We start from the raw sequence: 23,851 nt of genomic DNA on the forward strand, positions 1-23,851 counted from the left end.
GTCCCTTTACGCCCCTTTTGCTGCGTATCAGTTTTTCATCCGCGGGTCAAGCGCATCCCGCAATCCGTCCCCGATCAGGTTGAAGCCGAGAACCGTCAGCATGATCGACAAGCCCGGGAAAATGACTGTCCACGGCGCCTTCTGGATGTACTGGCGAGAATCGGAAAGCATTTTCCCCCACTCCGGCTCCGGCGGTTGGGCACCAAGCCCGAGGAAGCCGAGCGCTGCCGCTTCGATAATCGCTGTCGCAATCCCCATCGTCCCCGTCACGATGATCGGCGCCAGGCTGTTCGGCAAAATGTGCTGCATGAGAATGCGCGAGTCTTTCATCCCGATTGCGCGGGCCGCCATGACGAACTCCTCTTCCTTCAGGCTCAACACGCGCGAGCGCACCAGACGCCCAAAGGTCGGAATGTTGATGATGGCAATGGCCAGTAGCGCATTTTGCAAGGATGGCCCCAGAATGGCGACAATCGCAATCGCCAGAAGAATGCTTGGAAACGCCAGCATGATGTCAAAAACGCGAGAGATGACGGTATCAATCCATCTGCCGTAAAAGCCCGCCAAGAGGCCCAAAATCGTGCCTGCCACGACGGAGCCGATGACCGAGAAGGTCCCGACCCACAAGGAAATGCGCGCACCGTAAACGACGCGGCTAAACACATCCCGCCCGTTGTAATCTGTTCCAAACCAATGCTCTTCGGACGGCGGCTTGTTTTTCATCACCAGCTCCCCCTCGTCATACGGGTACGGAGCAATCACTGGCGCAAAGACGGCAACTGCCACGAAAAACAGAATGATCGCCAGCCCCACCATCGCGAGCTTGTTTTTCCGCAAGGCTCTCCAAGCTTCCCGCCAAGGAGAGACAACTTCTTCCTCTTTTACTCTCAGGGATACCGTCTGTACTTGTGTCTCTGCCATGTCTCTTCGTCCCTCCCCTAGCGGTATTTAATGCGCGGATCGATATAGGCATACAGAAGGTCGACCAGGAGATTAATCAAGACGAAAATCGTAGCGATCACCAAAATGCCGGACTGGATCACCGGATAGTCGCGGTTGCCGATCGCTGTGAAAATGTAGCGGCCGACTCCTGGCCAGCCAAAAATCGTTTCGGTCAGCACCGCTCCGCCCAAAAGCAAGCCCGTTTGCAAACCGATCACCGTCAGCACGGGAATCATCGCGTTTTTCAGCGCGTGCTTGTACACGACCCAGAACTGCGCCAAGCCTTTTGCCCGAGCGGTCCGCACGTAATCGGCACGCATGACTTCCAGCATGCTCGAACGGGTAATCCGGGCGATAATCGCCATCGGAATCGTCCCCAAAGCCACGCCAGGCAGGATCAAATGCTTGATGACCTCCCACAACTGATCCCACTGTCCAGCCAAAATCGTGTCCAGTATATAGAACTGCGTAATGGCCTCTACAGGATTACGCGAATTGTCGCGACCAACGGATGGCAGCCATTTCAGTTCTTGCGCAAAGAACCACTGCTCCATCAACCCTAGCCAAAAAATTGGCATCGAAACACCGATCAAGGCGATCAGCATCGCACAGTAGTCAAACCAGGAGTTTTGCTTCCACGCAGACAAAATCCCTGCGTTCACTCCGATAATGACAGCGAAAAGCATGCTGACAATCGTCAGCTCGGTGGTGGCGGCCAAATACGGGCCGATTTCTTGCGTGATGCTTGCCCCGGAATGCAGGGAAACGCCCAAGTCGCCGGTAATAATCTGCTTCAAGTAGTCAAAATATTGAATGTACCACGGATTGTTCAAGCCTAAAACTTCCCGTAAATCTTCAATCGCTTTCGGACTTGCTTTCTCTCCCAATATGGTCAGAGCCGGATCACCTGGGATGGCACGAATGATGGAAAATACGACGATGGACATGCCCAGTAGAACGGGGATGAGCATAAGAATTCTTCGGATGCTGTAGGATAGCAATGCCATCTCCTCGCTTTCCTTACCAAAAAATAATGACTGCGTGCAAGAAAGAAAGGGTAAGAAGAGGGTCGCTCCTCTTACCCTGCTTGCTCATCGGATCAATCCAGTTTTACTTGAGGTCAACCTTCTCCAAGCTCTCGGAGCCTTTTGGATGCGGCTTGTAGTTGATGATGTTGGCCTTGGCAGCAAGCGCAGGCGTCGAGTGCGCCAGTGGCACCATCGGCACGTCCTTGAAGATGATTTCCTGAACTTGCAGGTACAGCTTCTCGCGTTCTTCCTTGGTCGTCGCAGACTGGGCAGCCATCAGCAACTTGTGCGCTTCTTCATTTGCCCAGCGCGTGCGGTTGTTTCCGCCGATGTTGTTTTTATCCAGCAAGGTCGCCAGGAAGTTGTCCGGGTCGCCGTTGTCGCCAGTCCAGCCCAGCATGAACATTTCCTGCTCGCCTGCTTTTGTTTTTTCCAGGTACGTCGCCCATTCCATGGTGACGATTTCCGCTTCTACGCCGATCTTTTTCAGGTCTTGCTGAATCGCCTCGGCAATTTTCACGCCATCCGGCATGTACGGACGAGCAACCGGCATCGCCCAGAACTTGATTTTGAAGCCGTTCGGGAAGCCTGCTTCTGTCAAAAGCTGCTTCGCCTTGTCAATGTTGAACTCGCGGTCTTGGATGTTGCTGTTGTGCCCCCAGATGGAAGGCGGCATCGGGTTCACAGCCGGTTGTCCCAGTCCTGCGAAGAAGGCGTCGATGATCGCCGGCTTGTTGACCGCATACGCGATCGCTTCACGAACTTTCGGGTTGTCCAGCGGCTTTTTCTCTACGTTAAAGCCGACAAAGCCGATGTTCATGGACGGGCGCAGGATCAGTTGCAGATCGCTGTTGCCTTTCACCGTTTCCGCGTCATCCGGGTTCAGACCGTCCATCATGTCGATCTCGCCGGAAGTGAGCGCTGTCAGACGAGCTGTATTTTCAGGAATGACCTTGAACACGAGCTTGTCGAGCTTAGGGAAACCAGCGTTCCAATAGTCCGGGTTTTTCTCCAGCGTAATGGTGTCGTTGCGCTTCCACTCTACGAACTTGAACGGTCCTGTTCCGACCGGTTTTTCGTTGAACTTCTCAGGGCCCATCTCCTGTACCGCTTTTGGCGATGCAATCGCGAAGCAGGACATGCCCAGGTTTTGAATGAACGGGGCGAGCGGGCGGTTCAGGGTGAATTTCACCGTTTGCGCGTCTACCGCTTCTACACTCTTGATGACGTGTGTTTCGTCGCCTTTGTAGCCGCCGAACATGTCGTTGTAGTATTCGAAGCCTTCCTTGTTATGCTGCGGATGGTTCTTGTCGCTCCAGCGCTCGAAGTTCCATTTTACCGCCTCGGCATTGAAATCCGTGCCGTCGTGGAACTTCACGCCGCTGCGCAGATGGAACGTGTACGTCAAACCATCCGGAGAGATTTCCCACTTTTCAGCAAGGGAAGGCACTACTTCTGTGCTTTCTTCCGCGTAGCCTACCAGCGTATCGAATATGTTTTCCGTCACCTTGAACGATTCGCCGTCGGTTTGCGCGATCGGGTCGAGGCCCACTGTGTCGCCGCCGCGGCCGACGATCAGTTGCTTGGGTCCCGTTTTTGCCGGCTCTGGTGCCGAAGTCGCCGGAGCTTCTGTTTTTGGCTGTTCTGCCGGCGCCTGTGTCGTCTGAGAACCGCTGCATCCGGCAAGCAACATAGCCAGCGCCAACAGGCTGGTCATGGCTGCGGAGAGAACTCTCTTCTTCATGAAAACATCCCCCTCTACTAAAGTGAAAACATGTTACTTGGATAGGTGGTCATTCATGTCGCTCCTGCCTCGCATCCCCCCTTTAACAAGGCAACCTTTTCAGCAGGCGGACATCCTACGTGCGGCTTACTGCTTGTACAGATGGCAAGCCACGAAGTGTCCGTCGCCCACATCCTGAAAAGCGGGACGAACAGAGCGGCATTCCTCTGTCACGTGCGGACAGCGCGTATGGAACGTACAGCCGCTGGGAGGATTCGCAGGACTTGGCACGTCGCCTTGCAAAATCACCCGCTCCCGCACAGCGTCGGGGTCCGGAGTCGGCACGGCAGACAGCAAAGCTTTTGTGTACGGATGAAGCGGATTCGTGTAAAGCTGGTTGCTCGTGGTCAGCTCCACGATCCGGCCGAGGTACATCACGCCCACCCGGTCGCTGATATGCCGCACGACACTCAGGTCGTGGGCGATAAACAAGTAGGTGAGGCCCATATCCCGCTGCAAATCTTGCATGAGGTTGAGCACTTGCGACTGAATCGACACGTCGAGCGCAGATACAGGCTCGTCGGCCACGATCAGCTTCGGATTGAGCATGAGCGCCCGGGCGATCCCGATCCGCTGGCGCTGCCCACCGCTGAACTGGTGCGGGTAACGCCTGGCGTGATAGCTGCTCAGCCCCACGACCTCGAGCATTTGCTGCACTTTTCGTTTGCGCTCGGCACTCGTTCCGATCCCGTGAACGATCAGTGGTTCTTCCAGAATCTTCTCAATATTGTGACGAGGATTCAGGGAAGCGAACGGGTCTTGGAAAACAATTTGCATATCGCGGCGCATTTTGCGCATCGCATCCGTTGAAAGCGCGGTTACATTCACACCGTCAAACGTGACTTCACCCGCAGTCGGCTCGATCAGCCGCAAGAGCGAGCGCCCGGTCGTCGACTTGCCACAGCCGCTCTCTCCGACCAGTCCCAGCGTTTCCCCGCGCTTAACCGTAAACGAAACATCGTCTACTGCTTTTACGACGCCTACTTCCCCGCCCAGGATGCCACCAGTGATGGGATAGTACTTTTTCAAGTTTTTTACGACGAGTAGTTCTTCTGTCAACGGGCATGCTCCTCTCGGGTTATTCGCTCAGCCAGCAGCGGGACAGGTGATTTTCCCCTACTGCTTTTAGCTGCGGCATTTCGCTGCGGCAAAGATCAGTCGCCTGATCGCACCGGGGCGCAAAGCGGCATCCGACCGTAAGCGAGCCGGGAATCGGCACATTCCCCGGGATGGAGTAGAGCCTCTCCTGCGACTCTTCCAGCTTGGGCAAGGAGTTGAGCAATCCTTTTGTGTACGGATGCTTGGGCTTTTTCAGGATCGTGCGAACGTCTCCCTCTTCGATGACGTTGCCCGCGTACATGACCACGACGCGGTGGCACATCTCCGCGACCACGCCCAAATCGTGCGTGATGAGCAAAATGGCCGTCTGCGCCTCCTGGTTGAGTTGGCGCATCAGATCGAGAATTTGCGCCTGAATGGTCACATCGAGCGCCGTCGTAGGCTCGTCCGCAATCAACAGCTCCGGATTGCAGGCCATCGCCATGGCGATCATGACGCGCTGCCGCATCCCGCCGGAAAGCTGGTGCGGGTATTCATCGACAATCGCTTCCGCTCGCGGAATCCCTACTTTTTTCAGCATGTCGATCGCGCGAGCCCGCGACTCTTTTTTACTGGCTTTCGTATGTAAGCGAACCGCTTCGCCGATCTGATTCCCGATCGTAAAAACAGGGTTCAGGGACGTCATCGGCTCTTGGAAAATCATCGCGATTTCATTTCCGCGTATGTCCCTCATCCGCTTTTCATCGGCTGTTACGAGGTCTTCCCCTTTGAACTTGATTTTTCCCCCGACGATTTTTCCAGGTGGATTGGGCACCAGCTTCATGACTGACAAGGAAGTAACGCTTTTCCCGCAGCCTGACTCGCCTACGATGCCGACTACTTCTCCTTTGTTAACCGTGATCGTCACGCCATCAACGGCAGGGATTTGGCCGCGGTCCGTGAAAAAGTGCGTCTGCAGGTTTTCGATTTGAAGGACAGGATCTGACACGTGGCTCACCTCTCTTACCGATATATTCAGTAGAAAAAGATCTATCAGTAGACATTATGCCATTAATACAATTTTTTGGCAACACAATAAATTCTAACTATTATATTTTTGCTGACTATATCGAATATTCCTCCTTCCTCCCCCAATTTCATTCAAAAATTTTCGCTTGCGGCACGGAGCGCAGGCGCCATCTGCGTTGCACAGTTTGCGGCAAATCGTTCCCCGCCCGCCTGACACGCAAAAAAGACCCGCTCTGACGGGTCTTTTGTCACTGAGGCTTTGTACACCCCTTCTTTTTGCGCGTAAACAAAATCTACGGCTCGAAAAAACTTCCTACCCAATCGACAAACATTTGCGCGCCATTTTTGATGCTGTCGCCCAATGTCAAGCCCACACGGCTCACGTAGTTGACCATTTTCTCCGGCCCTGCCGTCTGCACCTGCTTGCCCATCACTGCGATTTCCATCTGACCTTGATCGACTTTTTTGATGTAAAAGGTCTGCGCTTTTTCTTCGGGCACTCCGCTCACCTTGGAGATTCCCCGCTCCGCCGTTTGCAGACCAATCACCACGCCGACCAGCAAAATGATTAACAGACCTGTCAGCTTCACCGTCACGTTCATGCCCATCACCTCTTCGCAGGCTCTTCCGCTACTGTTTTGCCTACTTTTTCGGCCTGCAGGTAATAAGCGGCAAAGACATCGGCCAATGCCTCCGCCGTATTCAAGCTCTCCTGCAAGGTGTTCTCCGTGCCACCTATTTCCATTAACAGGCTTCCCGGAGAGATGGACTGATTATACTCGCCATGATCGGTTTTTGCCCCTTTTTCCATCACGCCGCGGGACAGCTCGGGATACATCTTTTCCATCAGCTCGTGCAGTTCGGTCGCGAACGCCTCGTTTTTCTCGTGGCTTTTGTTCCGCTTGCCAATGACGAACATGACGCGTGCGTACGTTTTTCCTTTGATCGTCACGGTCGTGCGATCACGCGGAGCCGTATCGCGGTGCAGGTCGAAGAAGTAGTGCAGCTCCCGATTTTTTTCGACAGCGGCTTTCACTACTTGCAACGATTGGGCGTACGACAGCGCGTAATCCATCTTTTTGTTCAGAAGCTGCTGGTAAATGTCGTCCTTGCTTACATCCGCACCGATTCCCCGCTCGTTCAGCGCCTCGCTCAGATGTTGGCTGACGAGGGAGATGTTTCGGGTCGGATGATCGACAGAAGTGCCGACCGGCTTTGTTTCACTAAACCACGATTCGCGGTTGTGCGAATTGTAGACGAAGACGACTTTTTTGCCGTTCGTCGTGGCTGGCTTTGCCACAGGAGCGGGCTTTTCCTCTGCGGGCTTTGCCGCCGCCTGCTCTTGCGGCTCCACGACGGGCACGAGCTGGGACGTATCTGCCACCTGCTTCGGATGGGCGGGATACTCGACGTAAAAGTCAGCGAGCGTAGCTCCTTTTCCCTGGACGACAAACCGCGCATCCTCCGTCGTCACCATCCCCGGCAGCTCTCTGCCGAGCAGGCTGCGCAAATCGCCTGGCTGAATATTGGTCGCCAGTTGAAAAAGAAAGCCCGTCACGCTATTGGACCTGGCATCGGACGAAGCCTGCACCGTAGCGGAGAGAGCCGGAATCTCCTGCCCCATCCAGTTCAAAATCGCCAGACTCGATATATGCGACGCCGCCTGCTGGATGGCGGAGGAGGTGATCGCGACGCGATTTCCTCCCAGCGACAACACACCCGTCATGACGAACAAAAACGCGGTTATGAATGAAAGAACTGCGAATTGGCGTTGGATTAGGGTCGCCATCTGTCTCACTCCTCTGGCTGTTGCGTGGACGAAGCGCGACGCTCTCTCTCACGCTTGTCTATGCTTTAGCCTATGAGCCTCATAGAGACGATAGAACCCTTTTCTAGCTGTTCTCTCACAATCTAGCGCTTTGCGCGCAAGCTCCTTGGCTAGTGCGTGTAGGCGGCGCTGTTGTCCCCGTCCACGGCCTGATGCAGCGAGCGGTTCAGCCCGGTTGCGATCACGTTGGCTACGCCTTCGATGAAGTCGTCCACCTCTTTTGGCGTGACGACCAAATCTTGTCCAAGCGGCCGGAGCACCTCGTGGATCAGTTGCCGCTTTTCCTCTTCCGGCAGCGAGCCTACCAGCCCCATAAACGTTTTGCGCGATTCCATGTCAGGCAAATCATCCTCGGTGTACGGCTCGCTACGCTCCGGCACCGTGCTCAGCGCCAGCTTGTTGAACGCCCGCTTGCTCTCCACCATGGACTGCCCAAAATGCCCCAGCAAATACGTAATCGCGTCATTGACGATCGTGGAGGCAAAAACGACGGTCGGCACGCCGACTGCGATCACCGGAATCCCGAGCGTCGCCTGGTCGATCGCCTTGCGCTTGTTCCCTACCCCGGATCCGGGATGAATGCCTGTGTCCGATATTTGGATCGTCGTATTGACGCGGTGCAGAGCGCGGGAGGCGAGAGCGTCGATGCAAATGACGAAGTCTGGCTTGCTTTTTTCCACGACGCCGAAAACAATTTCGCTCGTCTCAATCCCGGTAATGCCCAACACGCCCGGCGAGATGGCACTGACCTCGCGATAGCCTTCCCCGACCGTTTCCGGGGCCAGCTTGTACAGGTGGCGCGTAATCAGCAAGTTTTCCACCACCATCGGCCCGAGCGCGTCCGGGGTCACGTTCCAGTTGCCAAGCCCCACGATCAGCGCCTTTTGGTCTTTCGTGATTCCCATTTGCTCCAGAAAAGCGGCAAATTCCACAGCGAACCGCTTTGCGACTTGTTCTTCTATAGAAGTATCGTTTTCGCGCAGCTTGGGTACTTCTATCGTCAGGTAGCGTCCCGGCAGCTTGCCGATTTGCTTGCCTGCCTCTTCCGTCTGTACGTGCAGTCTCGTCACCTTGATATTCGGCTCCCGGTCGTCAGCTTGCAGCCAAATGCCTTCGATATTGCTTTCGTTTTGCTGCTGGGCCAGCTCATGCGCCTCTACGGCCAAATCGGTCCGAATCGAGTAGCCTGACAAATCAATGTTGTGCGCCATGTTCCATCGACTCCCTTCTCGATGAGAAAAACGGTCGTGACCGTTTTCTTCCTGCTACTAGGTTGCTTGAATCCTTTATTTTTATTCCGAATCCTTTCTTGCAAATGGTCTTTGCCCATGCTAGAATTACTTTGTTGTATGACTGTATGTCTATGGTCGTCTAAGGAGGTGACACACATGCCAAACATTAAATCCGCGATTAAACGCACCAAAACAATCGAAAAGCGTCGCGCACACCGTGCTTCTCAAAAGTCTGATCTGCGCACTTCGATCAAGAGCTTTGAGAAAGCTGTCGCCGCTTCTGATGTAGCATTGGCGAAATCCACTCTTCTGGTGGCTGTGAAAAAGCTGGACAAGGCCGCTTCGAAAGGTCTCATTCATAAAAACGCAGCAAACCGTCAAAAGTCTCGTTTGATGAAAAAGCTCAACGTTCTGAGCGCTCCTGTAGCGTAAGAGACCAACCGAAAAAACCCCGCGAACGTCACGTTCATGGGGTTTTTTTATGTTTGGCGCTAGCTCGTCGTTGCTTGCCGCTCGGCATGGGCCCGTGCCACAAACAGCTCCAGCGCAAGACGCTTGTCCACCTGGCCGGACTTCATGCGAAAATCTTCTTCTGCCAGAATCCCCAGCAGCCTTTTCAACGAATCCTCGGAAAAATGGCGCGCCTGCTCCATCGCTTTTTTCACGGCGTACGGATGCATTTTTATCATGCCTGCCATCTGCTGCTGCGAATAACCGCGCGGCGAGAGCTGCTTGACGTGCAGCAGCATGCGAAACTGTCTCGCCAACAGCGCAATCAGCTTGATTGGCTCCTCGCCTGTCTTCATGCAGTCGTACATCATCCGCAACGCCCTGTCCAACTTCCCTGACGCGACCTGCTCGATCAGCCCGAAAACATCCTGCTCCAGCGTCCGTGCGCCGAGCGTTTCGATCACCTCATCCGTAATGCTGGCCCCCGCTCCTACGTACAAAGCGAGCTTCTCCACTTCCTTGTCCAACAGTCGCAGCTCGTGGCCGACGCGCTCCACCAGCTTCATCGCCTGCGGGCGCCCGATCCGCGCCTGGTACTTGTCTGCCTGCCGCTCTACCCAGCCGTACAAATCCGCGTCCTTTAACAGCGGAAACGGAATGACCTTCGCTTTTTGCTGCAGCGTCTTGACGAGCTTTTTGCGCTCGTCCAGCTTTTCGGCTTCTGTATGTAAAATCAGCGTCGTGTACGGAGGCGGATTTTGCAAATAGGCAAGCAGCGCATCCGGATCGCTCTCCACTTTCGTCTGCGGCTTGCTCCCCGTCAAAAAATACGCGTGTTTGGCAATCACGAGGCGATGCTCTCCCAAAAACGGCAAAGTTTCCGCGTCTTGCAATATGTCCGCGAGTCCCGTCTCCGTACAATCGTAGACACTCATGTTGAGATCGCGAAACTGCGGGTCAATCATTTCGTTTTTGGCCAGCGACAAAAATTCTTCGGCTAAAAACGATTCCGGGCCGAAAAGCACGTACAGCGGCGAAAAGTGCTTTTGCCGGATTTCCCGAATGGCCGACAGGAGTGGCATGCGTTTTCTCTCCCTTTCCTTGCAACTTATCTGCGTCATTATAGCATTAGAAAACTTGACTTGCCCATCTTTTTGCCTGGTCAGCGACCAAAAAAACCGCTACCGATTGAACAGGTAGCGGTTTTTCCATCCGTTGGCACCTCTATGTAAACGTTTAGGGAAAAGCCCCGGGATTCCTCCTCCCCAAACGGTAAGCAGGGGGTGCTTGATAATGTACTTTACGCAAGAACCCCCTTAGTGGTGCCAGTCCACATTTGAAAAACACGTTTGCCCTGAAACAGGAAAAAAGCTGGATGATTATTCATCATTCTCTTGCTGGTTTTCCTGCTCCTTCTTTTTGTCTTGTTTGCTGTCTTTCTCCTCGTCTTCATCCCTGTCTGCTTTATCAGGCGCATGTTTGTTGTCATCTTCGTCCGTTTTCTCTTCCAGTCCGATCGGAAATGACGGCGGCTTATCCTCTGTCACTACAGGCTTTGGAGCAACTGCGGGCTTCGAAGCTGGCGGAGTCGTGTTTTGGGCAGGCGGCTTGACCGGTGGCTTTTGATCGGTTTGCGCAGGCGGCTTGGACGTTTTTTTCTTAGGCGGAGTTTCCTCGGACTTCTTCCCCACTTCCTTTTTATTCGATGGAGATGGATTAGTGCTTGGAGTAGGAGCTTCTGGTCCGTACACCACCGTTTTGTCCTCCACGACGGGGGCTGGAGCACTGTCTGTACCTTGGCTTAACGGATCTGGCTCCGGATGCTTCCCGTCGCCGCCTGTGAACAGCATGCCGATCAGCAGACAGGCTGCAACAGCCGTGCTGCCAAGTCCGGCGAGCCATACTTTCATTCGCTTCCATTTTTTCGATTCCGACAGCGAAGACGACTTGCGCTTAACTTCAAGAGTAGGCAAGGATTCCTCAATCGTTGCAGATTTCACAGCTACCGGCTTTGCTGCCGCTGATTCCAACTGTGGCAAAATCGAATCTACAATGCTGAATGAGGGTACGACAGGGGGCAACTGCTCTAGTTTTTGCGACACAGTTTTCAAACGGTTGTACATAAGTTGCAGGTCAGCATCTTTTTGAATAAGGGTGTACAGCACTTGCTGCTCTTGTTCGGACAAGTCCCCATCCAGATCCCTCTGCATGCATTCCCAAATCTCTTCGTTAGTCATCAACCGATTCCCCCTTTCTGGTAGTCGTACAACAGTTCTTGCAACTGTTGCCTAGCCCGAAACAAATACGACTTGACCGTGTTAAGCGGCAAATCCAACGCTTCCGCTATTTCCTGATAGGATAAATCCTCCAGGTAGCGGAGTACTACAACCATCCGGTACTGCTTGGGCAGCTTCCCGATGGCTTCCTGGATGTCATTTGACAGCCCGGTGAGAAGGATCTCATCTTCTACGTTGTTTCGATCAGGTATTATCAGCTCATGCTCGTCGATTGAGACCGTTTCCTTCTTCGCGCGAAATTTATCCATACAGACATTGCTGACAATGCGTTGCACCCAGGTGGAAAACTTTGCCTTTTCCTGATAGGTGTCCAACTTGCGATAAATGCGAATAAGCACTTCCTGAGCAGCATCGAGCGCGTCCTGTTCATTTCCCAGAATATAATAAGCGCTTCGGTAAACGGAGGTCTCAACGGATCGAAGCAGCTCGACAAGCGCATCATGATCCCCGGATTGCGCCAGCCTGATCAGTTCTGCTTCCTGCATAATCTCCTCTCCCCCCTACAGACGGGTCGCTCATGAAAAAGGTTGCAACCATATTATGTATCCAATTGTTGGGTATTCCAAGACAGTCCGGCAGGCGAGATAATCAACGTAATCGCACCGTGCCGATCTGTCCGGTAAATCGTGGTGCCGTATTTCCCCAAACGCTGCAGCACCTGGACGGCAGGATGTCCATACCGATTGTTCACCCCTGCCGAAATGACCGCTGCTTTGGGAGCCGTCGCCGCCAGCAGCTCCTCGGTACTGGAAGTATTGCTGCCGTGGTGGGCGACCTTCAATACATCTACGGGTGACAGGCCGTTTTGGACGAGCACTGCTTCTCCGCTTCGTTCGATGTCGCCTGTGAACAAAACCGTTTTGTTGTATGCGGTAAGCTGAAGAACGACGGAGGCGTCGTTGCCGCGGAGTGTCGTTTCTCCAGGATGAAGCCATTTCCATTCGATTTCCGGTCCATCTGACCATACCTGACCGGGAGTGCCAGTCGTGATCGGGACGCCTCTTTCGCGAAAAAGCTCGCGAATCTGTGCTTCCTTTGCTTCAGGCACTTGTCCGTTCACCAGTACCTCCCCGAAAGAAAAGCGGGGAACCAGCGCTTCCATTCCTCCAATGTGGTCCAGGTCGCCATGCGTCATGATGGCACGATCAATTTTTTCGATCCCACGCGCCATGAGAAACGGGAGAACGACGTCCTTGCCTACTTCAAAAGGGTCGCGCTTCTCCATCCACGGTTCCGCTGCCGGATGGCGCATTGTCCCACCTGCATCCATTAAGTATACCTTCTCGGTGCCAATTTCGACAACGATGGAATCCCCTTGCCCGACATCGAGGAAGGTAATCCGCACTTCATCGCTGCCTGCAAGCGGCTGGCGTGCCGCGACCAAAAGCCCGAGAAATAAGGCCAAACAAAGCGCAACGTCTTGTTTGCGGTGGTAGCCGCGATTCCATAAAATGGGCAGCATCCCGAGAAAACAGGCGTACAGAAGTAGCCACCACCACTTTGGATGCGGCCAGTAGGTAAATGGAATCACCTGTTGATCCAGCGCGTACAGCGGCTCGTGAATCCAGCCGAGCAGGCGGGTCGTAAGCCAGACAGGAACGGCCGCAAGCGCTGGATGGACGAGAGCAAGCACGATCGCGATGTAGCCGAGCGGCAGGACGAGCAAGGAAAGCACAGGTGTAGCCAGGAGGTTGACCAGCCAGGACAGCGGCGAAAACTGATGAAAGTGATAGATGAGAAACGGAAAAGAGACGAGTTGGGCGGAAAACGTGACCGCAACGAGCGTCCTGATCCAGACAGGTACCCGCTCAAACACGTGCAGGCTGTACGGGACAAACAGAATAAGCCCCAGCGTGACCGCAAAAGACAGTTGAAACCCGACATGCCACAACTGGAACGGATTTACCGCAAGCATGACCAGCAAGGCACCTGCCCAAACTTCTTTTCCATCCAGCCTTTTTCCTGCCACCTGGCAAACAAGCCCGACACCGCCCATCAAGCCGGAGCGGACAGCCGATGCGCTCGCCCCGACCAGCAGGACATATCCGACGAGCAAAGAAACAGTCGCAAAAAGCCCCCACCTGCGGCTTACTCCCAGCCTGTCCAGACACCACATGAACATCGAGGTGACCAGCGTCACATGCAAGCCGGAAATCGCGAGAACGTGGCTGAGTCCCAAATTGGCGTACATCGATTCCAGCTCAGGCGTCACGTCTTGGCCAAGCCCCAGCAGCAATGACTTCATATAACCGGCTGTTTCCCGATCGGCAAACAAGCTTTCGATCCGCTCGGCCCCCGCCTTTTGCCACTCCTGAAAACTCCCTTGAATGCTCGCTGCCGCCTCTACCCTCGCGTCCCGGAAGGCTGTCTCCGCCACGACGTGTACCCCTTGCCAGTGCAGGTAGCGCGCATAGTCAAAGGCGTGCGGGTTGCGCGCTCCTTGCGGCAGTCCGAGCTGGGCAAGTGCCACAAGCTCGCTGCCTGTGCGCCACTTCTCGACTGCTGCCGCTTCCTCCGCTGCACTCAATTTGACGCGCAGAGCGATCGTTTCGTTTAGGCCAAGCTCTTGCCAGCTTTCGCCCTCTTCGCGCCACTGGCCCACATCCGCAAAGAAGCGGGCGACATCGCCGTCCCGTTTGACGCCAGAAGCGATTTCTCCGCGCACCCATACGGTTCGCTCCTGTGCCGCCAACGGTTTCATTTCCGACTGCTGGAGAATCTCGTACCCATAATAATAGAGACCTGCTAGAATAGAGAGGAAGGAGTAAACAGCGAGGCGGCCTCGATAGGCGCGCGGAACAAACGCAGCCGCTGCCGCCCACGCCCCGGCCGCTCCGAGCAGCCAGACGGGATGCGCATACGCCGACAGGAGCAAGCCGCTCATCACGGCCAAGCTCGCATTCCAAAGTGACATCGTCTCCCCCTCCGTCCATTTGTCGAACTGTTCTTTTCCTGCGGAGAGTATATCCCCTGACAGGCGGACAAAAATAGAAGAGACGAGGGTCCTTTTTCCCCCTGGCTGTGCAACCGTTTTGCGCACAGGACCGGGCATCCAGAAGAGATTGCGCCAACTTGCGATACGTGATAGAGTTAGCAGGAGCAATCCAGTGAGAGGAAGAGTCATTTCATATGTGTGGAATCGTAACACTCTACAACAAGCGGCAAATGCCAGTTAGACAAGAAGCGATCAGCGCGATGACTGGTGTCATCCTGCACCGTGGTCCAGATGACGATGGTTTTCATCTCGAAGACAACATCGCCCTGGGCTTTCGTCGTTTAAGCATCATCGACGTGGAAGGCGGGCATCAACCGCTGTTTAACGAAACGCGTGACATCTGGATTATTGGCAACGGAGAAATTTACAACTACAAGGAATTGCAGCAATGGTTAAAGGACGCCGGTCACGTATTCCATACCGATTCTGATATTGAAACCATCCTTCACCTCTATGAAGAGGTAGGGACGGACGCGCCCAAGCACTTGCGCGGGATGTTCGGCTTTACCATTTACGACTCGCGCAAAAAACGGCTGTTTGGCGCGCGCGACCATTTTGGGATCAAGCCGCTCTACTATGTGGAAACGAATGATTCCATCGGCGTCGCCAGCGAGATCAAAAGCCTGCTGGAGCTACCCGGCTTTACGCGCGAGGTGAACCACAACGGCTTTTACCACTATTTGACTTTCCAATACGTTCCTGATCCCGAAACGATGTATCAGGGCATATACCGCATCCCGCCAGCCCACTCGTTCATCATCGAGAACGACCAGATCAAGCTGGAGCGTTACTGGGACGTGGAGTTCAAGCCAGACGAGAGCAAGCCGTTCTCGTACTTCGTGGAAGGGACTCGCAGCGTGATGCTGGAATCCATCGACAAGCACCGGATCAGCGAGGTTCCGCGCGGCGCTTTCCTTTCCAGCGGCGTCGACTCCAGCAGCATCGTCGCCATGCTGCGCACCTTTGAGCCTGTGAAAACTTTTTCCGTCGGCTCGGACATTCCTGGTTACAGCGAGCTGGACTTCGCGAAGCGGACGGCTGCCTTTTTGGGCACCGAGCACTTCGAGCGGGTCGTCAACGCCCAGCAGTACATGGATGAACTGCCACGCCTCATCTGGCACCAGGACGAACCGGTAGCGGACCCTTCCGCCATCCTGCTCTACTTCGTCGCGCAAATGGCGAGCGAGCACGTCACCGTCGTCTTGTCCGGCGAAGGCGCCGATGAGTTTTTCGGCGGGTACAACATTTACCGGGAGCCTAGCTCGCTCAAGATGTTTTCCGGCATGCCTGGCTGGATGCGCCAGTCGATCGGTTACATGGCACAGCGCCTGCCCGATCAGGTAAAAGGGAAAAACTTCCTCATCCGCGGCTCGAAGACGGTGGAACAGCGCTTTTTCGGCAACGCCCTGATCTTCAGCGAAGAGATGAAAAGACGCGTCGTGATGGACGACATCGCCCGTTCCGAATCGTACGTCTCGCCGTTTACGATCACAGAAGAGATTTACAAGCGCGCTTCCCAGTACGATGACGTGACCAAGATGCAGTATTTGGACATTCACACCTGGCTGCGCGGAAACATTTTGATGAAAGCCGACAAAATGACGATGGCAAACTCATTGGAGCTGCGCGTTCCTTTCATCGACCTGAAAGTGTTCGAGTTCGCCGCTACCATTCCGACGAAGTACAAGATCGCCAACGGCACGACCAAGCACGTGCTGCGCGAAGCGATGAAAGACTTCCTGCCGCCGGAAATCAAGTCGAAGAAGAAGCTTGGCTTCCCGGTTCCGACTCGCCATTGGCTGAAAAACGAATTTTACAAATGGGCAAAAGAGATCATTTTCGAATCGAAGGTAGACAATTTGATTAATAAGGCCTACGTGCTCTACATGCTCGACGAACACCGTGAAGGAAATGCCGACTATAGTCGCAAAATCTGGACGATCCTCGTTTTCATGCTGTGGCACCAAATCTTTATCGAGCAAAAATATACGTTCGATCCGTACGTCAGCCCGAATGTGGACATTCGCCGCAAAAAAAATTCGCTGCAGCACATCGGCTAAAAGCCAGCGGCGTGCAGACGCAAAAATATTTGCAGACCCTCTCTTACTTTTCGTAGATTGTGACTAGAGAATGCTTTCGCTCTATTCCACAAGCACACGCGAGGTAAGGGAGGGTCTTTTGCTATGCTGTTGGATTGGTGGGAACGTCATCGACGCCTGGTCCTGATCGTGGCGGCGACCTTGTTTGTGGCCGTCAGCTTTTGGCTCTACCAGGGGGAGCAGCGGGCAGAGACCGTCGGTGTACCGCTCGTTTCCTCTGCCTATGCGGAAAGGGAGCGCGTCGGGCAGCCGGAAACTGCCCTACAGAAACGGGAGCCTGTCCTTGACCAACCATCTGATGCGCACGCCCGCAGCGAAGCGGAAGCCGCAGTCGAACGAAAGCCCGCCCCTCCGCCTCTCTACGTCGACGTAAAAGGCAAGGTGAAACAGCCGGGACTGTACCGCTTCACGCCGGGCATGCGCGTAGCGGACGCGATCGAACAGGCTGGCGGCGCCCTGCCCGAAGCGGACCTCGATCAAATCAATCTGGCTGAGCCGTTGGCAGATGGGACTGCGCTTTTGGTTCCGGCAAAAGGCAGCGCGACTGGCGGGCCTGGATCGGCAGTTGGCGCGCCTCCCCTTTCGCCAGTGCCCGCGAGCGTGACCCGTGCTGCGGGGACTGGCGGCGCTGTGCCAAAAGCCAAGCTGCTCAATCTCAACACAGCGACCGTCGAGGAACTGACGAGCTTGCCAGGAATCGGGGAGGCGCGGGCAAAAGCGATTTTGGACTACCGTTCGCAAGTCGGCCGCTTCCGTTCCGCCGACGAATTGAAAAAGGTTTCTGGGATCGGGGCAAAGATGTTCGAGCGGATCAAAGACCAAATCGTTGCGCAATAAAGCACTGTCCGGTCATGATTGCCGATCTTCTCACATAGAATGGGGAAAGAATATCGGAGGGAGGTATGCCCATGGATAAAATCGGGTTCATTGGTACGGGCAGCATGGGCAGTATCTTGATTGAAGCATTGCTGTCCGCCAAAGCGCTGTCTCCCAGCCAGATCATCATCAGCAACCGCACGATCGAAAAAGCCGAACAGCTCGCTAAGCGGCTTGGCGGGCTGGCGGTCGCCCATAGCAATGTGGATTTGGCCAGAGAAGCCGACATGATCCTGCTGTGCGTCAAGCCGCTGGAGTACAGCGTGCTGCTCGAGCAACTCGCCCCTGTCCTGACGGCGGAACAGCTTATCGTCACGATCACCAGTCCGATCAAGCTGGAGCATCTTGAGTCAAAAGTACCTTGCGCCATCGCCCGGGTCGTTCCGAGCATTACCAACGCGGCGCAGAGCGGCGTGAGCCTGTGCGAATTCGGTGCGCGCGTCGACGAAGAGCAGCGCCATTATATTCGCAACCTGTTTGCCCACATCAGCACGCCTGTCGAGATCACCGCGCCTTTCTTGCGAATCACTTCCGACATCGCCAGTTGCGGCCCTGCCTTTTTGAGCTATATTTTGCAGCAGATGATTCAGGATGCCGTCGAAGAGACAGGCATCTCGACAGAAGCCGCTACTTATTTGACCTCGCAGATGCTGATCGGGGTGGCCGATCTGTTGCGCGAAGAAAAATTCACGCTCCCTTCCTTGCAGCAGCGCGTCTGCGTCCCCGGAGGAATCACCGGCGAAGGGCTGATTCCTTTGCAAAGCAAGCTGCCCGGCATTTTTGCAGAGGTATTCCGGCGCACGCGCGCGAAGTTCGCCAAGGATCAGGAACTGCTCGACCGTTATTTGAACGAACAGCCGCAGTAGCTGCGAGAGCGTGGGTTGCTTGCAGTTGCGAGCCTTGCAGAGCGACGACAAGCACGCTGTCAGTATCAGAAAACTGGCAGTACGAAAAAAGGAGCGGAAACCTGTTATTCAAACAGGCTCCACTCCTTTTTCCTTTCACCTCTCACCCGCTTGCCATCACGAGAGGATGACAAGCCGACGGTGAGCGATAGACGCTTTTCGTGCGACTAGCGAGTCGTTTATCTGGCCCGCCTTCTGGATCGTGCGTCTAATCCGACTAACGAACCACAATATTAACCAGCTTGCCAGGCACGGCGATGATTTTGACGATTGTCTTGCCTTCGATCAGTTCCTTAATCAGCTCGTTGCCGAGTGCCAGCTCCTCGATTTGTTCCTTGGTCGAGTCGGAGGCAATGAGCATTTTTTCCTTGTTTTTGCCGTTGATCTGGATGACGATTTCCACTTCGTCCTCGACCAGCTTCGACTCGTCGTAGGTTGGCCATGGCTCGTAAGCGATTGTATCGTTGTGGCCGAGTTTCTCCCACAGTTCCTCACCCAAGTGCGGGGCGATCGGGGACAGCATTTTCACGAAGTCTTCCATGTATTTTTTCGGCAGGACGTCTGCTTTGTACGCTTCGTTGACGAATACCATCAACTGGGAGATCCCTGTATTGAAGCGCAGGCCCTCGTAGTCTTCCGTCACTTTTTTCACGGTTTGATGGTAGACGCGCTCCATGCTGGTCGGTTTGTTCGTATCGACGATTTTCGGGTTCAGCTCGCCGTTGTCTTGAACGAACAGGCGGTACACGCGGTCCAGGAAGCGGCGCGCGCCATCTAGACCTTTTGTCGACCAGGCGATGGATGCATCCAGCGGCCCCATGAACATTTCGTACAGGCGGAGCGTGTCGGCACCATGGCTGTTGACGATATCGTCCGGGTTGACGACGTTGCCTTTGGACTTGCTCATTTTTTCGTTGTTTTCACCGAGGATCATGCCTTGGTTAAACAGCTTCTGGAATGGCTCCTTGGTTGGCACGACGCCGATGTCGTACAGGAATTTGTGCCAGAAGCGGGAGTAGAGCAAGTGCAATACAGCGTGCTCTGCACCGCCGATGTAGATGTCGACTGGCAGCCATTGTTTCAGCTTTTCCGGATCGGCCAAAGCTTTGTCGTTGTGCGGGTCGATAAAGCGCAGGAAGTACCAGCAACTGCCCGCCCATTGCGGCATGGTGTTCGTCTCGCGGCGCGCTTTCTTGCCGGTTTCCGGATCGACGGTGTTCAGCCAGTCGGTGATGTTGGCGAGCGGCGATTCGCCTGTGCCGGACGGCTTGATTTCTTTTGTTTTAGGCAGCATGATCGGCAATTCGGATTCTGGCACAGTTTTCATTGTACCGTCTTCCAGATGCAGGATTGGAATTGGCTCGCCCCAGTAGCGTTGACGGCTGAACAGCCAGTCGCGCAGACGGTAGGTCACTTTGCGGCTGCCTTTGCCTTCTTTCTCCAGCCATTCGATCATTTTGTTGATCGCCTGTTCTTTGTTCAGGCCATCGAGCATGCCGGAGTTGATGTGTTCTCCGTCGCCTGTGTACGCTTCCTTGGAAATGTCTCCGCCTGCGATGACCGCTTTGATTGGCAGATCAAACGTCTTGGCGAACTCGTAGTCGCGCTCATCGTGCGCCGGTACAGCCATGATCGAGCCTGTTCCGTAGCTAATCAGCACGTAATCGGCAATCCAGATCGGCAGACGTTCGCCGTTAACCGGGTTGATCGCATAGGCGCCTGTGAATACCCCTGTCTTTTCTTTCGCCAGGTCGGTACGCTCCAGATCGCTTTTGTGCTTCGTCTGCTCCAGGTAAGCTTCTACCGCTGCTCTCTGCTCTGGCGTCGTAATCTGTTCCACCAGCTTGTGCTCGGGAGCGAGTACCGTGTAGGTGGCGCCGTAGAGCGTATCCGGGCGGGTCGTGAAGACAGTAAAGGTCTGGTCGTGTCCCTCAATGGCAAACGTAACCTCTGCCCCTTCGGAACGGCCGATCCAGTTGCGCTGCATTTCCTTGATGCTCTCCGGCCAGTCCAGCTCTTCCAGGTCTTCGAGCAGTCTTTCCGCATACGCGGTAATTTTCAATACCCATTGTTTCATCGGGCGGCGTTCGACCGGATGGCCGCCGCGCTCGCTTTTGCCGTCAATGACTTCTTCGTTGGCCAGAACGGTTCCCAGCGCCGGGCACCAGTTCACGGCTACTTCGTCAACGTAGGCCAGGCCGTGCTCATACAGCTTCGTAAAAATCCACTGGGTCCATTTGTAGTAGTGCGGATCGGTCGTGTTGATCTCTCTGTCCCAGTCGTAGGAGAAGCCGAGCGACTTGATTTGGCGGCGGAACGTGTTGATGTTTTTTTCTGTGAACTCCGCAGGGTCATTCCCCGTATCGAGCGCGTACTGCTCGGCTGGCAAGCCAAACGCATCCCAGCCCATTGGATGGAGCACGTTGTAGCCTTGCATCCGCTTCATGCGGGACAAAATATCGGTAGCCGTATAGCCTTCCGGGTGTCCGACGTGCAGCCCGGCACCAGATGGATACGGGAACATATCGAGTGCGTAAAACTTTTTCTTGTTCGGGTCCTCAGAAGTTTTGAAGGTCTTGTTTTGCTCCCAGTATTGTTGCCACTTTTTTTCAACATCACGATGACTGAAAACCATGGTAGAGCACTCCCATCTTGAAATAGGTAAAAAATGAAAACTCGGCTACACCGAGCCATTGGCGTAGCCTTCGTTGCACTTATACCGGATAAGAATCTGTACATTCCGGTCCAGTATAAAGAAAACCCCACGTCCCCAGTCGTTCTACGAAAGGGACGAGAGGTTTGTTTATATTCCCGCGGTACCACCCAGATTGGCGAATGAAAAAGCATTCACCCACTTGAAATCCGTAACGGGGATGAGCCGCCTGCCCTTACGCAACCATGTACACATGGCCTTCGGGGCAAGTGCTGGGAGGCGAGTTCAGATAGTCCCGGGTTGACTTGCACCTGCCGTCAACTCTCTGTATGCGCGGGGCATATTCCTACTATTCCTCTTAAACGCGTCGAAATTTGTAGTTATAACGCCATTATAGTCAATATAAACCAACCGTGTCAAACCCTACGGCTTGCGAGCGGCAAAAAATAAGCGTTCGCTCGCTTCCTGCGGCGGCAAATCCGAATAGTCTGCCGTAATGACGATGTCCGTGAAGCCCGCGTCGGCCAGCCAGCGCATCAGTTGGACCGGCTGGTAGGCTCTTTGCCAATGCTCCTCCTCCAGCCGCTCGTACAAGCCGTTTGGCTGGCGGACGAAAAAGGTGAGCTGGTGCTCTACCTCCAGGCGCAGCGGATCGCAAAAACATTGCCAAATGTACGAAACCTCATCGTCGACGTAGGTGAATGTCTCGTCGCCGAAAATATGCAGCATTTTGTACGGGCTGTGCACATCGAACAAAAAGCTTCCCCCGGGAGCAAGGTGAGCGAAGACGCGCCGAAACGTCTCCTGCACGTCCGCTTCTTCTGTCAGGTAGCTGAGAGAGTCGCACAAGGAAATGACCGCGTCCGCCTCCGGCAAGGAAAGCTCGCGCATATCCTGCTCGACCCACGCCACCTCTACTTGCTCCTGCCGCATTTTGTCGTAGGCAATCGCCAGCATCTCGGCGGACAGATCGACGCCCGTGACCCGATAGCCGCGCTTGGCCAGCGGAATCGCAATCGATCCCGTCCCGCAGCCCAGATCAATGACTCGTTTTGGGGCCTCTCCCTTTTGCCAGGTGCGCTCGACCCAGTCCAGCCATTGATCGTAGGGGGTGTCCGCCATCAGCCTGTCGTAAACTGCGGCCATGTGTGCGTACGCCATCCGTTTTTACCCTTGCGCAGCGAAGGACACTTCTTCTGCATCCTTCCAAAGTCGCTCCAGATTGTAAAACTCGCGATCTTCGCGGTGGAAGACGTGAATCACGATATCGCCGAGGTCGACGAGCACCCAGCGTCCCTCATCCGCGCCTTCAATGCCGCGAACGTCAAAACCGTTTTTGTGGGCTTGATCGCGAATTTCGCGCACGATCGCCTGCACCTGACGCTCGTTGTTTCCGTGGCAGATCATGAAGTAGTCTGCAATCACCGAAAGCTTGCTGATGTCCAGCACCTTCAGATTTTCTGCCTTTTTGTCTTCTGCTGCCTTCACTACCAAGCGAGCCAACTCTTCTACTGTTTTAACCATCAAAACCCTCCTTCTTTCCCTTTGCGGGATACCAGATCGTTATAAGCGGTAAGCGTCAGCGGATAGACCGTCTTCTGCTTTTCTATCAAAAACTGGATCGTGCCTCCCAAAGCGAGAGCCAGGGCGGCATCAATGTCTTTCTCGGCCAGCGTGCGAATCTGCTCCACGCCAGGAAAATTCCGGTTCGGTTCTATATAGTCTGCCACACAAACCACTTTTTCTAACAGGGACATCCCGGCTCGCCCTGTCGTATGGTAGCGAACGGCTTGCAAAATATCCGGGTCCGTCACTCCCAGGTCGTTCTGAATGACGATTGCCCCGGCAAAAGCGTGCCACAGCTCTTTTTCCCCTTCCAACAGCTCTGTCGGCATATCGTGGCGAACGAGAATTTCGAACATTTTCTCCACGGGCCAGCATTTGCAGTAGTCGTGCAAAAGTCCGGCAAGCTCGGCTTTGTCAGGGTCAGCGCCGTATCGCTGTGCAAGCTCGCGGGCAGACTGGGCGACCCCCAAAGTATGCTTGTAGCGCTTCTCGTGCATTTGCGCCCGGATGCGCGCAAGCAGTTCCTCCCGATTAGACAAGAGTTTCATAGAATCGGTTCTCCTTTATATAACGCTCCACAGCATCAGGTACCAGATAGCGGATGCTTTTGCCCGCCGCCGCCTTTTCCCGGATTAACGTGGAAGAGATGTCCCAGACCGGCATCTCCACGAAGGTGACGTACTCGCACGCCTCCCGCTCCAACTCCGTGCCCGGTCGCGCCAGACCTATAAAGCGTACCATGCGGATCAACTGTTGGAACTGGTACCATTTGGGCAAGATTTTTACCATGTCTCCCCCAATAATAAAAGAAAACTGACAATCAGGAAACTGCTGCGTGAGCAGAACCATCGTATCGTACGTGTAAGAGGGGCCTTTTCGGGCCAGTTCGATATCCGTCACGCGAAACGACTCGTGATCGGCTATGGCGAGCTGAACCATTTGCAGGCGATGATGCGCCTCTGTCAGCCCCTCCCTGCTCTTGTGCGGCGGAATGTGCGATGGCATAAACCAGACCTCGTCAAGTCCAGCCTGCTCTCTGGCCTGTTCAGCCGCCAGCAAGTGGCCGCAATGGATGGGATCAAACGTGCCGCCCATGATCCCGACTTTTTTTCGTGCGTCCTTCATGGTGT

Annotated in this window: 21 protein-coding genes and 1 other annotated feature; of the genes, 4 read left to right on the forward strand and 17 right to left on the reverse strand. The window is 54.6% G+C overall.

Annotated elements, in window-relative coordinates:
- Positions 1-27: 27 nt before the first annotated feature.
- From M655_RS17810 to gpr, 8 genes are all read right to left on the reverse strand, one after another.
- A complete protein-coding gene (locus tag M655_RS17810) occupies positions 28-921 on the reverse strand; it encodes an ABC transporter permease (protein WP_005833132.1) in 894 nt (297 codons plus the stop codon).
- 17 nt (positions 922-938) lie between these two features.
- Positions 939-1,949 (reverse strand): ABC transporter permease, encoded by a 1,011-nt coding sequence (locus M655_RS17815; protein ID WP_007777512.1) that lies wholly within the window; start codon positions 1,947-1,949, stop codon positions 939-941.
- A 103-nt stretch (positions 1,950-2,052) separates the two neighbouring features.
- Positions 2,053-3,714 (reverse strand): ABC transporter substrate-binding protein, encoded by a 1,662-nt coding sequence (locus M655_RS17820; RefSeq protein ID WP_007777510.1) that lies wholly within the window; start codon positions 3,712-3,714, stop codon positions 2,053-2,055.
- Positions 3,715-3,840: 126 nt separating this feature from the next.
- Positions 3,841-4,812 carry an ABC transporter ATP-binding protein gene (locus tag M655_RS17825; RefSeq protein WP_005833137.1) on the reverse strand — a complete coding sequence of 324 codons (972 nt, stop codon included), beginning with the start codon at positions 4,810-4,812 and terminating at the stop codon, positions 3,841-3,843.
- 19 nt (positions 4,813-4,831) lie between these two features.
- On the reverse strand, positions 4,832-5,800 hold the full coding sequence (locus tag M655_RS17830; RefSeq protein ID WP_005833139.1) for an ABC transporter ATP-binding protein: 969 nt from the start codon (positions 5,798-5,800) through the stop codon (positions 4,832-4,834).
- Between the two features lie 313 nt (positions 5,801-6,113).
- Positions 6,114-6,422 carry a DUF3679 domain-containing protein gene (locus M655_RS17835; RefSeq protein WP_007777498.1) on the reverse strand — a complete coding sequence of 103 codons (309 nt, stop codon included), beginning with the start codon at positions 6,420-6,422 and terminating at the stop codon, positions 6,114-6,116.
- A 5-nt stretch (positions 6,423-6,427) separates the two neighbouring features.
- Positions 6,428-7,609 (reverse strand): stage II sporulation protein P, encoded by a 1,182-nt coding sequence (gene spoIIP / locus M655_RS17840; protein ID WP_007777495.1) that lies wholly within the window; start codon positions 7,607-7,609, stop codon positions 6,428-6,430.
- A gap of 149 nt (positions 7,610-7,758) precedes the next feature.
- Complete coding sequence (gpr, locus tag M655_RS17845; protein ID WP_007777491.1) at positions 7,759-8,859, reverse strand: GPR endopeptidase; 1,101 nt, start codon at positions 8,857-8,859, stop codon at positions 7,759-7,761.
- 177 nt (positions 8,860-9,036) lie between these two features.
- Here gpr and rpsT point away from each other — a divergent pair, with 177 nt between their 5' ends.
- Positions 9,037-9,312, forward strand: a complete 276-nt coding sequence (rpsT, locus tag M655_RS17850; protein WP_005833151.1) for a 30S ribosomal protein S20 — start codon at positions 9,037-9,039, stop codon at positions 9,310-9,312.
- Positions 9,313-9,371: 59 nt separating this feature from the next.
- On the opposite strand, the gene holA is transcribed toward rpsT, so the two are convergent.
- The 4 genes from holA to M655_RS17870 all read right to left on the reverse strand — a co-directional run bounded on the left by holA (position 9,372) and on the right by M655_RS17870 (position 14,541).
- Positions 9,372-10,412 (reverse strand): DNA polymerase III subunit delta, encoded by a 1,041-nt coding sequence (holA, locus tag M655_RS17855; RefSeq protein ID WP_005833153.1) that lies wholly within the window; start codon positions 10,410-10,412, stop codon positions 9,372-9,374.
- 297 nt (positions 10,413-10,709) lie between these two features.
- A complete protein-coding gene (locus tag M655_RS17860; protein ID WP_005833155.1) occupies positions 10,710-11,567 on the reverse strand; it encodes a hypothetical protein in 858 nt (285 codons plus the stop codon).
- Complete coding sequence (locus tag M655_RS17865; RefSeq protein ID WP_005833157.1) at positions 11,567-12,112, reverse strand: RNA polymerase sigma factor; 546 nt, start codon at positions 12,110-12,112, stop codon at positions 11,567-11,569. The genes M655_RS17860 and M655_RS17865 overlap by 1 nt, the downstream gene beginning before the upstream one ends.
- Before the next feature lie 53 nt (positions 12,113-12,165).
- Positions 12,166-14,541, reverse strand: a complete 2,376-nt coding sequence (locus M655_RS17870; protein WP_026558448.1) for a DNA internalization-related competence protein ComEC/Rec2 — start codon at positions 14,539-14,541, stop codon at positions 12,166-12,168.
- Positions 14,542-14,756: 215 nt separating this feature from the next.
- Here M655_RS17870 and asnB point away from each other — a divergent pair, with 215 nt between their 5' ends.
- The 3 genes from asnB to comER all read left to right on the forward strand — a co-directional run bounded on the left by asnB (position 14,757) and on the right by comER (position 18,463).
- Entirely contained in the window at positions 14,757-16,682 is a 1,926-nt protein-coding gene (gene asnB / locus M655_RS17875) for an asparagine synthase (glutamine-hydrolyzing) (RefSeq protein ID WP_005833159.1), read from the forward strand.
- Positions 16,683-16,805: 123 nt separating this feature from the next.
- Complete coding sequence (locus tag M655_RS17880; protein ID WP_005833161.1) at positions 16,806-17,558, forward strand: helix-hairpin-helix domain-containing protein; 753 nt, start codon at positions 16,806-16,808, stop codon at positions 17,556-17,558.
- A gap of 71 nt (positions 17,559-17,629) precedes the next feature.
- The gene (comER, locus tag M655_RS17885) at positions 17,630-18,463 is read left to right on the forward strand and encodes a late competence protein ComER (protein WP_026558449.1); all 834 of its coding nucleotides are present in this window, start codon (positions 17,630-17,632) and stop codon (positions 18,461-18,463) included.
- A gap of 256 nt (positions 18,464-18,719) precedes the next feature.
- Here the strand turns inward: comER and leuS are convergent, their stop codons facing one another.
- The 5 genes from leuS to M655_RS17910 all read right to left on the reverse strand — a co-directional run bounded on the left by leuS (position 18,720) and on the right by M655_RS17910 (position 23,846).
- Entirely contained in the window at positions 18,720-21,137 is a 2,418-nt protein-coding gene (gene leuS / locus M655_RS17890; RefSeq protein ID WP_026558450.1) for a leucine--tRNA ligase, read from the reverse strand.
- Between the two features lie 148 nt (positions 21,138-21,285).
- Positions 21,286-21,527, reverse strand: a binding site (T-box leader).
- 51 nt (positions 21,528-21,578) lie between these two features.
- Positions 21,579-22,316 (reverse strand): class I SAM-dependent DNA methyltransferase, encoded by a 738-nt coding sequence (locus M655_RS17895; protein ID WP_007777469.1) that lies wholly within the window; start codon positions 22,314-22,316, stop codon positions 21,579-21,581.
- A gap of 6 nt (positions 22,317-22,322) precedes the next feature.
- The gene (gene rsfS, locus M655_RS17900; RefSeq protein ID WP_005833170.1) at positions 22,323-22,679 is read right to left on the reverse strand and encodes a ribosome silencing factor; all 357 of its coding nucleotides are present in this window, start codon (positions 22,677-22,679) and stop codon (positions 22,323-22,325) included.
- Entirely contained in the window at positions 22,679-23,269 is a 591-nt protein-coding gene (gene yqeK, locus M655_RS17905; RefSeq protein ID WP_026558451.1) for a bis(5'-nucleosyl)-tetraphosphatase (symmetrical) YqeK, read from the reverse strand. Before yqeK ends, rsfS begins: the two co-directional genes overlap by 1 nt.
- Positions 23,253-23,846: a nicotinate-nucleotide adenylyltransferase gene (locus M655_RS17910; RefSeq protein ID WP_005833174.1), complete on the reverse strand. Its 594-nt coding sequence runs from the start codon at positions 23,844-23,846 to the stop codon at positions 23,253-23,255. The genes yqeK and M655_RS17910 overlap by 17 nt, the downstream gene beginning before the upstream one ends.
- Between the last annotated feature and the right edge of the window lie 5 nt (positions 23,847-23,851).

Source organism: Brevibacillus sp. NSP2.1, assembly GCF_000470975.2.
Classification (GTDB): domain Bacteria; phylum Bacillota; class Bacilli; order Brevibacillales; family Brevibacillaceae; genus Brevibacillus; species Brevibacillus agri.